Source organism: Pseudonocardia acidicola, assembly GCF_012911935.1.
GTDB lineage: Bacteria > Actinomycetota > Actinomycetes > Mycobacteriales > Pseudonocardiaceae > Pseudonocardia > Pseudonocardia acidicola.
Genome location: NZ_JAAXLA010000011.1, coordinates 110,578 through 122,741 on the forward strand (window position 1 = coordinate 110,578; position 12,164 = coordinate 122,741).

The 12,164-nt window shown below is 68.5% G+C and carries 12 protein-coding genes; all 12 read right to left on the minus strand.

Translation table 11 applies throughout. The features are described from left to right. Window positions 1-29 precede the first annotated feature (29 nt). The 12 genes from HF526_RS08720 to HF526_RS08775 all read right to left on the minus strand — a co-directional run bounded on the left by HF526_RS08720 (window position 30) and on the right by HF526_RS08775 (window position 11,691). Window positions 30-1,064, minus strand: coding sequence for a zinc-dependent alcohol dehydrogenase family protein (locus HF526_RS08720; protein WP_169380829.1), 1,035 nt, complete (start codon window positions 1,062-1,064; stop codon window positions 30-32). A 34-nt stretch (window positions 1,065-1,098) separates the two neighbouring features. Beyond that, window positions 1,099-2,091 (minus strand): Gfo/Idh/MocA family protein, encoded by a 993-nt coding sequence (locus HF526_RS08725; protein ID WP_169380830.1) that lies wholly within the window; start codon window positions 2,089-2,091, stop codon window positions 1,099-1,101. Then, complete coding sequence (locus HF526_RS08730) at window positions 2,091-3,086, minus strand: Gfo/Idh/MocA family oxidoreductase (RefSeq protein ID WP_169380831.1); 996 nt, start codon at window positions 3,084-3,086, stop codon at window positions 2,091-2,093. Before HF526_RS08730 ends, HF526_RS08725 begins: the two co-directional genes overlap by 1 nt. 137 nt (window positions 3,087-3,223) lie before the next feature. Beyond that, a complete protein-coding gene (locus HF526_RS08735) occupies window positions 3,224-4,384 on the minus strand; it encodes a sugar ABC transporter permease (protein WP_211176960.1) in 1,161 nt (386 codons plus the stop codon). A gap of 62 nt (window positions 4,385-4,446) precedes the next feature. Further along, window positions 4,447-5,199, minus strand: a complete 753-nt coding sequence (locus HF526_RS08740) for an ATP-binding cassette domain-containing protein (protein WP_169380833.1) — start codon at window positions 5,197-5,199, stop codon at window positions 4,447-4,449. 44 nt (window positions 5,200-5,243) lie between these two features. Further along, a complete protein-coding gene (locus HF526_RS08745) occupies window positions 5,244-6,362 on the minus strand; it encodes a substrate-binding domain-containing protein (protein ID WP_169380834.1) in 1,119 nt (372 codons plus the stop codon). A gap of 126 nt (window positions 6,363-6,488) precedes the next feature. Continuing rightward, window positions 6,489-8,516 (minus strand): oxidoreductase, encoded by a 2,028-nt coding sequence (locus HF526_RS08750; RefSeq protein ID WP_169380835.1) that lies wholly within the window; start codon window positions 8,514-8,516, stop codon window positions 6,489-6,491. Window positions 8,517-8,595: 79 nt separating this feature from the next. Continuing rightward, the gene (locus HF526_RS08755) at window positions 8,596-9,477 is read right to left on the minus strand and encodes a sugar phosphate isomerase/epimerase family protein (RefSeq protein WP_169380836.1); all 882 of its coding nucleotides are present in this window, start codon (window positions 9,475-9,477) and stop codon (window positions 8,596-8,598) included. A 53-nt stretch (window positions 9,478-9,530) separates the two neighbouring features. Beyond that, window positions 9,531-9,911, minus strand: a complete 381-nt coding sequence (locus HF526_RS08760) for a hypothetical protein (RefSeq protein WP_169380837.1) — start codon at window positions 9,909-9,911, stop codon at window positions 9,531-9,533. Window positions 9,912-10,339: 428 nt separating this feature from the next. Further along, on the minus strand, window positions 10,340-10,621 hold the full coding sequence (locus HF526_RS08765) for an antitoxin VbhA family protein (protein WP_169380838.1): 282 nt from the start codon (window positions 10,619-10,621) through the stop codon (window positions 10,340-10,342). A gap of 42 nt (window positions 10,622-10,663) precedes the next feature. After that, window positions 10,664-10,855, minus strand: a complete 192-nt coding sequence (locus HF526_RS08770) for a hypothetical protein (RefSeq protein WP_169380839.1) — start codon at window positions 10,853-10,855, stop codon at window positions 10,664-10,666. Between the two features lie 2 nt (window positions 10,856-10,857). After that, complete coding sequence (locus tag HF526_RS08775) at window positions 10,858-11,691, minus strand: hypothetical protein (protein WP_169380840.1); 834 nt, start codon at window positions 11,689-11,691, stop codon at window positions 10,858-10,860. Window positions 11,692-12,164 lie beyond the last annotated feature (473 nt).

Sequence of the window (12,164 nt, forward strand, 5' to 3'; positions counted from 1 at the left end):
TCGCTGCCGCGCGCCTGAGCTGCGTGCTCTCATCGCCGAGCCACGCTCGACAGCTCGATCGATTCGGCGGCGTTCGGTCTGATCTGCAGCTTGCCGCCGACGCCGCGCCGGAACATGTCCATCGCCTCGGCGTAGTCGGCCAGCGCGAACGCGTGGCTGATCATCGGGATGCTCCTGATCGCGCCCGCGGCGAACATCTCGACCGCTCGGCCCAGCGTGTTCAGCGACGCTGCGGAGCCGACCATGCTGACCTCGTCACGGACGATACTGATCGGCGAGTAGGTCGCTCTTGCCTCGGCAGGAGAGACCCCGAACTGCTGGAACGTGCCGCCGGGCTTCACCCGTGGCAGGCCGTCCTCGATGGCGGCCACCACCCCGCTGGCGTCGATCACGACGTCCCACTTGTCGCGGTCGAGGTCGTCGGCGCTCGCGGCGACCGTCTCCACGCCCACCTCGCGGGCGAGCTCGTGCCGGCTCTGATTGGGGTCGACCACGCAGACCGTGGCCGCGCCGGCCCGGGGTGCGAGCTGCGCAAGCAGCAGGCCCATGGTGCCGGCCCCGTAGATGAGGTAGTGCTCGCCGAGTCGACGGGGCAGGACGTCGAAGGCCCGCATCGCGCAGGACAACGGCTCGATCATGGACGCCTGGTAGAGGTCGACCTCCGGCGGCAGGCGGTACGTGTTGCGCGCGGGGGCCCGCAGGAACTGCGCCGAGGCCCCGTTGTCGCGGGTGACCCCCATCGAGTTCCAGTGCAGGCAGAGGTTGTAGCGGCCGTTGACGCAGTAGTCGCACTCGCCGCAGGACAGCGTGGGGTCCACGGCGACCCGATCGCCGACGCCGAGCCGGGTGACCTCCGCCCCTACCGCCACTACGGTCCCGGTGGCTTCGTGACCGGGGATGATGGGGAACTCGGTGCCACCATAGTGGCCCTCGAACACGTGGATGTCGGTCCCGCAGATACCCACGCCGGCTACCTCGATGACGACGTCCTTCGGGCCCGGGGTCGGGTCGAGGACCTCGGACACGGCGAGTTGGCCCGGCGCCTCGAATACGATCGCGCGCATTGCGTGATTACCAACCTCTCCAGATCGCGACGGATCAAACGGACAGAAAAACCGGGTCGCCCGAGGCAGCGGACTCGAGCGCAGCCAAAGCGACCCGGGTCGCGAGGAGCCCGTCCCGGCCGGTGACGCTGGGCTGACGCTGCTCCCGGATGGCATCGAGGAATTCGTCGATCATCAGCTGGTTCGTGTCGAGGCCCCAGGGCACCCAACCGAAGGTGCGGTCGCCGCCGAACTGGGTCAGCTGCTGGCGGGTCGGATCGACGTCGACGGTGCCGCCGTCCGCGATAACGCTCAAGGCGATCCCGCCCCACGTGGGGTAGCTCAGCGGGCGGTTCCAGCTGCAGTCGATCGAGGCGAAAACCCCCGAGGGGTAGCTGACCAGGACGAGCCCGGAAGTCTCCACCGTGACGATCTCGGCGTGGACGATGCGGTTTCCGACGGCGTAGACCTCCGTCGGCGCCTCGCCCATGATCCAGTTGACGATGTCTGCCAGATGGACGATGTGGTCCATCATGGCGCCGCCGCCGGCGAGGCGGGGGTCGGCAAACCAGGAACGCTCGCGCAGCGGCATCACGCTCTGGTTCGTCCCGGAGAACGCCCGGATAGCGCCTAGCTCGCCCGTCGAGGTCATGCTGTGCAGCTGACGCACCGCAGGGTGGAACCGCACGGGGAACGCGGTCATGAGACTCACCCCGGCCTGCTCACAGGCGTCGACGATGGCGTCATTGTCCTCCGCGGACACGCCGAGCGGCTTCTCGCACAGCACGGCGACAGCGGCGGCGGCGGCGCGCTCGACCAGGGCACGATGGTGCAGGGTCTCAGCGCAGACGACGACCCCGTCCAGGTCCTCGCGCAGCAACCGGTCCACATCGCCGAAGAACGCGACGCTGTGCTGCGCTCCCCATGCGGCACCGCGCTCGGCGTCCCAGTCGTGCACACCGACCACCTCGGCGCCGGCGGCTCGCAGATTGACGATGTAGGCGTCCACGTGCAGATGCGCGACGCCGAGAATGCCGATGCGAGCCATCAGCTGCCTCCTCCGAGGGGCCGGATACAGACGGGTTTCCCGGTTTGGGCGGATTCGCAGGTCGCCGCCGCTAACTGGACCGCCTTCAGGGCGTCCAGCGCGGTGAGGGCCGGCCGCGCGTTGCCGTCAACGACATCGAGGAAGTGACGGACCTCGATCTCGAACGGATTGGCGGCCAACGCGATGTCCCCGAGCCCGGTCGAGGCGGCGCTGGCCGTGATGTGCCTGCGTACGGCCACCGGCGAGGTGTCATCGGAGGAGAAGCTGATCAGCCCACGGGAGCCAGCGATCTCGAGCAGCGTGCGGAACACGGGCCGGGGCTGTGCCCACGAGGCCTCGACATGACTGAGCGCGCCGCTCTCGTGCCGCAGGATCGCGGTGCCGTGGCCGGCGCCCCCGGCGGCCGATTTCGCGAAAACGGTGCTGACATCGCCTGCGATCCAGCGCGCATAGTCCAGGTCGTGGATCATGAGATCGAAGAAGATCCCGCCGGACTTGGCATCATCGGCGAACCAACTGCCCGGGCCGCGCTCGGGGGCGAACGACAGCCGCGAGAGCCGCAGCACGGCGGGGGCACCCAGCTCGCCGCTCGACACCGTCTCCCAGGCGGCCCGGTACTCGGGGCTGAACCGCAGGATGTGCCCCACCTGCAAGGGGACATCGGCGCGCTCGAAGGCCTCCAATACCGCCGAGCCCTCCGCCACGCTCAACGACAGCGGCTTTTCGCACAACGTCGGCTTGCCCGCGCGCGCCGCGGCCAGCGCCAGTTCGGCATGGACGTGCGTCGGGGCGCAGATGTCGACGACGTCCACCGCCGAGAAGAAGTCGTCGAGATCGGTGTACAGGGGCGCACCGAACCGCCCGAGGTCACCGAGATCGGCTCCCCGTTCCCGGCAGAGAAAGGCCACCGGCGCCTCACCGATCGCCTGCCAGGCCTCGGCGTGCACCGTTCCCATGAAGCCGGTTCCGATGATGCCCACTCTGCGTGCGCTCACCCGTACATCTCCTCTTCGCATGACGACGTCGTTCGGCCGGGGAAGCGAGGCAACTGCGCCTTCCGCGCGGGCGAACGGGCGGTTGGGGTCCGGCGGGGGAGGACCCGCGCGCCGGACCCCGTGGTCACGGCCAGGTGCTAGTGGGCTCTCCTGCGCCGCATGACCGCATCGAAGACCACCGCGGCGATCAGCACTGCGCCGGTGATCATCAACTTGACCGGTGATGGCAGGGCCAGCAGATCCATGCCGTTGGAAATGGACCCGATGACGAGCGCACCGAGCAGGGCCGACCAGATGCTGCCCCGGCCACCGAACAGGCTGGTGCCGCCGATGACGGCACCAGCGATGGCGATCAGCAGGATGTCCCCGCTTCCGGCGGACTGGGTGACCGAGGTCAGTCGGGAGGCGGACAAGATCCCGCCGAGGGCGGCGAAGGCCGAGGCCAGCACGAACACCTGGACGGTGATCCGGTTGACGTTCATGCCGACCCGGGCGGCCGCCTGGGCGTCACCGCCGACAGCGTAGATCCGTCGGCCGAAGAGGGTCCGCTGCGCGACGAAGTCGGTGACGACCACGAGAGCCAGCACGATGACGACGCTCAGCGGGATGCCCCGGCTGACCCCGAACACCAGGATGACCGTGACGATGGCGACGGCCAGGATGCCCAGCCGCACGACGTCGATGATGGCCGGGACGTTCGGCAGACCCAACTGGGCGCGCCGCCGTCGTCGCCGGGCAGTCGCCGCACCCGTGGCCAGTACGACAGCCAGCGTCAGCACCCAGCCGACCCATGGTTGGAAGAAGGTGTTGGTCAGCCCCAGGATCGAAGGATCGCCCAGGTTCATCGCGCCGGTGGAATCGAAGATCAGTAGCTGGAGGCCTTGCCAGCCGATGAGCCCTCCAAGGGTCACGACGAAGGAGGGGATGGCGAATGCCGCCACGATCAAGCCCTGGACCAGTCCGATCAGCAGACCACAGCACAGGGCCAGGATGATGGCTACGGGGCCGGGTAGCCCCGCATGAACGCTGAGCGCAGCCATGACCGTGGCCGCCAGCCCGCTGATCGACCCGACTGACAGATCGATGTGACCGATCAGCAGAACGAGGACGACGCCGATCGAGATCGTGGCCACGGCGGCGATCTGCAGCGCGAGGTTCGTCAGGTTCGTCGCTGACAGGAAGTTGGGATTCAGGAAGTAGAAGACCGCCCAGATCGCGGCGATGCCGACGAGGACCTGGGCGACGCCGACGTGCGTCGCGCTGTCTGCTCGCGCCAGTCCCCGCAGGATCGTCCGCACGGACGTCGGCGGCGCGGCGACGGCCTGATGCCCATCGAGGACGTCGTCGCTTACCTGTGTGCTCATTGTGCTGCCTCTGAGATCGCGACCCCGGCGCCGGTGATCGCCGCCACGACCTCGTCCTGATGCCGCGGGTCACCGGGGAATGACGCGACGTTGCGCCCGAGACGAAGCACCTCGATCCGGTCCGCCACGGCGAAGACTTCGGCCAGGTTGTGACTGATGAGGATGACGGCGAGCCCACGCGCTTGCAGCCGGCGGATCAGGTCGATGACCTGCTGCTTCTGCGCGAGACCGAGGGCGGCCGTCGGTTCGTCCAGAATGATGACCTTCGGTTTTCCCAGTAGGCAGCGGGCGATGGCCACCGTTTGTCGCTGCCCACCGGAGAGCCCACCGATGGGCACACGCAACGAGCGCGGCGTGATCGCCAGCTCCGCAAGCAAATCGGCTGTCTCGCGTTCCATCTCGAGCTCATCGATGAGCGAAAGCTTGCTGCGCTCGTGCCCGAGGAACAGGTTTGCCACGACGTCGAGGTTGTTGCAGAGCGCGAGATCCTGGTAAACGGTCGCGATCCCCAACTGCGCCGCGTCATTCGGATGCTGGATGCGGACGGGCCGGCCCTCGAAGATGATCTCGGCCGTGTCCGGGACGACGGTCCCCGACATCACCTTCACCAGGGTGGACTTACCGGCGCCGTTGTCACCGACGAGCGCAACGACCTCACCTGCGGAGATCGAGAACGAGGCGTCGTCGAGTGCACGCACCGCGCCGTAGGTCTTGCTAACTGACGCGAAACTCAGCAATGGTTCCGTCATGGGGGGGTTCTCCGAGCGGAGATCGGGCGTTGTGTACGGCGGTGTCACAGCAGCCCGGCTCTCTGGCAGGCGGGCCGGTACTCGGCGGTGCAGACCGCGTCCACCGGCCAGAAGCCTTGGGGGACGAGCATGTCGCGGACATTCGAGAGCGTGATCACCTGGTTCTGCCAGAGATAAGCCTTGACCTGATGCCCGGACGGCGTCTGTGTCGTGCCGTTGATGATGCCGGCCGGTGGTTGCTGGCCCTTGGCGAGCGCGGCGGCGAGATCCGCGGTTTTGGCGGCGAAGACCTTGATGGGCAGGTTGATTGTGTTGTACTGCTCGCCCGCGAGAATCCGCTGTAGACCGGCAACGGCACCGTCCTGGCCGGTCGTCAGCCGGGTCGACGGGTCGATCCCTGCGTTCTTCATCGCCGCGATCGCGCCCCCAGCGAGCTGGTCATTGGCCGCATAGACGCCGACGAAGCCGTTGTTTCCAAGCTTGGCAATCGCCTGATCCATCTCCGACTGCGCGGTGGCCCCGTCCCAGTTCTTGGTGTCGTACTCAGCCGCGATTCTGAAACCACTTTTGTCGATCACGGAATGCATGCCCGCCTTGTACTGCGACCCGAACGCGTCGCTGGGGTCGCCGTTCAACGCGACGAGGTTGCCCTCGGTCAGGCCCTTGGCCTTCAGACCGTCGACCAGACTCTGCGCCTGCTGCGCGCCGATGCCGAAGATGTCGGTGGTCACGCCGTAGTCGACACTGGGACTGTCGATGATGCTGGCATAGCTGATCGTCGTCACGCCGGCCTGGTGGAACTGGTTGACGATGTTGACCGCCGCGTCCTTGTCGATCGGCGCGATGACAGCGACGTCGACACCGTTGGTGATCGCGGCCTGGGCCTGCGCCAGCTGGGTATCCGCGGACCCCTTTGCGTTGTACGCGGTGATGGTGCAGTCCGGACACACTCGCTTGAGCTCGGCTTCGAAGACAGGCTTGTCCTGCTGCTCCCAGCGGACGGTGACGAGATCGGGCATCAGGAACGCGATGCGGCCCTGGTGTTGCGTACCTCCGGCCGGGGATCCCGAGCTCTGGGTGGCGCAACCGGTCAGGCCGACCGCGGCGGCCAGTGCGGTCGCGGCCGCCGCGCGGATCAACCGCCCTCGTGGCGATGTGCTCATCAAGCTCTCCTGGTTTCGTGAATGACGATGGGGCGCCGCCTTCGGATGGCCCTTAGATCCGGCGCGTTCGGATGTGTCCTGGTGACTCCGGGGCCCGGCGCGAGAGGGGTCACCTCCTCCGAGCTGCTAGAAGGTGCGGGCGAACTCGTAGGCCTCCGCGATGACGTCGCGCAGCAGGCGGGGAGCGATGCAGTCACCAAGGCGATGGATCGTGCGGGTGCGAGCTCGGGCCCGCCACGTCAGGTAGAGCGTCTCGTCGGATCGTCGCCCGACCGCGGGCACGATGAGGTCGAGACCGGAGAGCTCGGTCGGCTGTCCGGTGTAGACATCCTCCAACCGGGCCACGCCGTCCTTGAAGCCGGCGAACCGGGTCGTTGCCAGGATGTGGATGTTCTTCTGCACGGCCCGCCGATAGAACAGGGTGCGGTTCGCGGCCTCTAGCGAGTGCCCGGCGCTGAAGTGCTCCGAGACCAGCCAGACCTCGCTGCCGGCGTTCGCGAGGAACTCGGCCGTGCCGGCGCCCTCCCACAGGCCCGTGCCGTCGACAACGAGTGCCTTCGGACCCGGCACGCGCGCGCCCGAGAGCACTTCGTCGACTGTGGCGACCAGCGCGCCGTCGAGGTCTCTGATGGCCCGGGAGTTGAAGTGATCCAGCCCGGCTTCCGTCTCCTGGGCGGTCACGGGCAGGTTGGGCGCGACGCGCGACAGGGCCGGTACCGATCCGGTGGCCACGACGATGGCGTCCGCCTCGATCTCGTCGAGCATGTCCGCGGTGATCTCCACGCCGAGGTGAACCTCCACCCGCAGCCGCTTCAGCATCCGCTTCAGGTGCTCGACGACTTCGAGGATCTCGACGTGGTGGGGCTGCTTCTCCGCGAGGAGCAGCTGCCCGCCGAGCTCGGTTCCCTTCTCGAACAGCGAGACCCGGTGGCCCCGACGGGCCAGGGTCTCCGCAGCCTTCAGGCCGGCCGGACCGCCCCCGATGACCACCACAGTCCGCGGGCCGGCGGTGGGGGTCATCAGCCGCTCGCTGAACAGCCGCTCGCGACCAGCAGCCGGATTGTGGTCGCAGCGGATCTGCTGCTCCTGGGCGACCTGGAAGATGCAGGAGTCGTTCCCGCCGATACAGAAGCGGATCTCGTCGTCGCGCCCTTCGGTTGCCTTCTTCGCGGTGGCCGGATCGGCGATGAGCTGCCGGGCCATGCCGATGAGGTCGGCCTCGCCGAGGCCGAGGATGCGTTCGGCCATCTCCGGTTGCTTGACGCGCCCGAACGAGATGACGGGCTTGCTGACGGTCTCCTTCAACCGCGCGGTGAGGTGGCGGAAGCTGCCTTCGTCGAACACAGTCGGCGGGATCTGCATCCAGTAGCTCGACGAGGTTCCGGCGTCGGCGTTGAAGTAATCCACGTCGCCGGTTCGGTCGAGGTGACTCGCCATCTGCAGGCCGTATTCGGTGTCGTACCCCCAGTCGGTGTACTCGTTCAGGCAGATCCGCGTCCCCACCACGAAATCGGCCGAGGTGACCGCACGGATCGCCCGGAGGACCTCGACCGACAGCCGCATCCTGCCCTCGAAGGACCTTCCGAACTGGTCGGTTCGCTGGTTCAGAAACGGAGCCGCGAATGCGTGCAGGAGACCGTCGTGCCCGATCTTGACCTCGACGCCGTCGAAGCCGGCCTCCTCCGCGATCCGCGCCGACCGCGCGTAGTGGTCGATGACCTCGTGGATCTCGTCGAGGTCCATGGCCTTGGTCGGATGAACGCTGGAGGGTTCCGGCATCTGCGTGGGCCCCCACAGCAGCCGGGGCCGCACCGACAACGAGTCGGGGCCGCAGTGCACGAGTTGACTGAAGATTTTCGCACCGTGGCGATGCACCGCACGGACGATCTTGCTGTAGGCGGGGAGATTTCCGCGATCCCACGCATTGACCGTCTGGCGCGAGGTGCGCCCCGTGGGATGCACCGCCTGGCTCTCGACGATGATCAGACCCACCCCGCCGGCGGCCCGCTCCTCGTAGTAGGCGCGCTGGTGGTCGGACGGGGCGCCGGCCTCACCCAGTGCGGTGAAGTGGGGCTGAAACACGAATCGGTTCCGGAGGCTAACATTGCGGATCGTGAACGGGCTCGTCAGCACCGGCCACTTGCTCGAGGTCACTGCCTTACTCCTTTGACGACCACCCCGGCGGGATGATGCTGCCGTTATTCGGGACGCAGGACCCGGTCGCGTCAGTGCGTCAGGCGCCGATGGCGGAGGACTGGAAGTTCACGACGTCCAGCACCGTGAGCATGAATTTCTTCGAGAAGCGGGTATCCACGAAGAACCGTTCGCGGGAGCTCTCGTAGTCCTCGGATTCGTCCTGGCAGAGCTCGATCATCAGCGGGCGCGCGTAGCCGATGTCGGTAAGGGCACGGATGAAACCGGGAAAGTCGATCTCGCCTCGGCCGGGGACGACGACCGGGCTGGAACCGGCGCCGTCCCGGATGTGCACGTGCCGCACGAGGCCGCCCAGTGCGCGTGTGACGTCCGTGGCGTCCTCGTCGGCGACCACGACGTGGCTGGGATCCAGCGTGATGAAGAGGTTGGGATGGGCGACGAGGTCGAAGAAGTCGGTCGTCGTCCGCAGATCGTGGGTCAGCATCTCGAGGTGCGGGCCCTCGATGTGCAGCTCCACTCCGGCCTGCTCGGCGTGCGAAGCGAGCTCGCGCACGGCGGGGGCGACGTACGCGACATTGTCCCCCCAGTCGGTCCCACGCAGCAGCTTGCCCGACTGAATCGTGACCGCGTAGCCACCCAGAGCGCGGCACACGTCGATGGACCGGCGAATGTAGGCGATGCCCTGCTCGCGTTCCCAGGCGACATTGAGATAGCCGCCGCCGGCGTTGACCGCGGCCAGCTTCAGGCCGGCAGCGTCGAGCTCGTCACGGACTTCCTTGACGTGGTCGTCGCCGGCGTGAAGCGCGTCCAGATGCAATGCGCTGAAAAGTCCCTCGCCGACGGTGAAGGGGCGCAGCATTCCCAGGTCGATCCACTCGAACCCCATGGAGGAGATCAAGTGGAGTGCCTCGGCACGCGGCAGGCGCGCGAAGCACAGGCTGGAACAGCCGATGTCGTACATAGCTTCCTTTACGGATCAATATCCACAGCGGACAGGACGGCTCCTGGGTGGAGCTAGCTGCCATCTCGCTCGTGGGGGAACCACTGCTCCGGGTCGCCCATGTATTCCATGTACTCGATACAGGCGCCGTCCTTGAGCGCGAAGGCCACCCGGACGACGCCCTTCTGCGCCTCCCACGGCTCGAGCAGCACCTCGTCGGCCGCTGCAAGCAGCGGCTCGAGGGCGCCCATGGGGACGCGGAAGGCCACGTGCGGACGCGTTCGGACGGCGTTGACGACGGGGCTGTCGGGCTCGTAACGAAGAAACTCGAGACTCTGCGGATGCTGCCGCGGGTTGGTGACCCAGACCTTTGTCGCCTCGACGTAGGTCTCGTCATCGTGCCGGTCGTCGCAGGGAATACCAATGTGGTCGAACTCGAGGCGCAAGGTGTTCATGTCCACCTCTCAGGCGATCGTCAGTGGGTGGGCGCTGCGCAGCGAGCCCCGGTGTCGCCGGCCCGTCCGGAGGCAGAAGGACGGCGATGTTCGCACCACCGTTATCTCTTGTCGTTGCCGGGACTCTAACGCTCAGGTGGAAAGAGGTCCAGACCTATTTTTGACTCACCTGCCTCGCGGCAGCCAGAGGCGCACGAGGAAGAAGACTTGTCGGTGCGCTCTTCTCGGCCGCGACGATCGATCTTGTGGTCTGAACCGCTCGATGCGACCCGCCGCTGCTGCTCGGTTGTGGCGACCCTTGACAGAGGCAGATGTGCGCTCAGATGGCGGAGCCCTGCGTGTCTAAGCATCTAGCCCGGCGCTCCAGCGTCTCGCTGCTGCTGGCGCTCGGGGTGAGCCCGTGCGTCGTGGTGGAGGTGCCCTCGTTGTCAAGCACCAGATGTGCCGGGCGGAGGTGGTGGTGTTTCGGCGCTGGGGCGCCGGTAGCGCGCCAATATCTGGTCGATGGCCTGCTGCGTAGTCAGCTCGCCGCGCGCAACGGCCTCCAGCAGGGCCAGTCCTTTCGGGCTCGGTTCCAGCCCGTCGGCCCGCAGGGAGCCCAAGGCGGAGGCCACGGCGCGTCGACGTTCCACGGCCTCCTCGGCCCGGGCCCGCTGTTCCGCAGCCAGCCGCCCGTCCCAGATCACGCGGGGTCGCGGGGACGCGCTCATGGGGATCATCCTCCCGTGCGGATAAGAGGGTCGCCAGGGCTCTCATCGCACCCGCCGTCTGCGCCTGCACCTACGCCGCTTTCGCTCCGCGGTGACCAGCAGCGCCGCGCCGCCCACGACCGCGGCGACGGCCAGCGCAGGGCCCGGCCCGGCCGCCGCACGGATCACAAGCACGACGCTCAGGACGACTACGGCCGCGAGCAGCGCCGTGGCGAGGTCGACGACGAGGCGCACGATCAGCCCTGTGTGCCGGTGAGGCGCCGTCGCCAGGGTCGGCGCTGATCATCGGCGGTGCCCTGCGGGGCGCGCGCGGGGAGCTCGAGGGTGGTCGGTGCGCCGACGGTTGCTTCCAGGACGGTGGTGTGCCAGGCCGCGGAGTCCAGCGCGGTCTCCGGGTCGGGCCAGGCGCCGCCGCGGCGTTCGGCACCGACGGCGATGAGGTGCTCCCCGGCGCGGTGGTAGGCGACGATCTGCTCGAGCAGCCCGCCGGTGTCGGGGTAGCGCCGGGCCGCGCCGTGCTGGGTCGGCCGTGGGCCGAGGCGCTGGCGGATCGCCGCAGGGAGGATCTCCCAGGGCGCCGAGGTGTAGCGCGCTGAGGCTGCCGCGGCCGCACCCGCGGCGGCACCGCCGCCGGGGGGACGGTTCCAGCGTTGTGTGGCGATGTCGCTGACGGTGAGCGGATGCACCTGCACGGAGGCGACCCATGGGCCGCCGGTGGGGCGGAAACGGCGGCTTCCGGGCTGCTCGGGTGCGACCGGGCGGCGGGCCTGCACGGTCAGGAACGCCCGCTGGTCGATCCACCAGGCCTCGATGTCGTGGGTGTAGCCGGCCGGGCCGCGGTTGCGGACCCCGGCCTTGGTCGCCCAGGACGCGACCGGCTGCAGCGCGCACAACCCGGCGTCGGCGAGCAGCCGCAGCGCCGGGAGCGGCATCACCTCCCAGCCGAGCCGGTCGACGTGGTGGGTCCAATGCGCCCGCAGCGGCCCGTCGGGCACCGCGGGTTGCCGGTTCGCCCCGGCCGGGGCCGGGGCCGGGGCAGCGGAGGGGTGGTGGGGGATCAGGTCGCTCATTGCATCTGCCTCGCTTCACGCTGGCTACGCCGGCGGATGGAGCGGCGCCGACACCAGATCCACAGCCGCACGATCAGCAACAGCATGGGAATGTGGGTCGTCAGGAGGCTGGCCACCACAGACCCCCAGGGATGGGCCTCGGGCGGGAGCCCGGCGACGATGATCCCCGCGCACGCGAGGAAGAAGGACCAGGCGATGAGCGCGAAGAGCCAACCGAGGATGCTGCTGGGGAGGCGCAGCCGCAGCGCGGTCCGGCACAGGGCTTTCCAGGCCCACCGCCGCGGCGAATCGCCCCGAGCGGGCAGGTATCCGGCGAACCTCGAATCGGTCCCCGCCCGGCGGGCGCGCGGGTGCCCCGGCGCGGCGTACGGCGGGGGAGCCGCCCAGCTCGGCGGTGGAGGCGCCCACGTGGGCGGCGGAGGAGGCGTGCCGAAGCCTGGTGGGTCCGGGGGTGGCGGGCTCCAGTCCTCAGC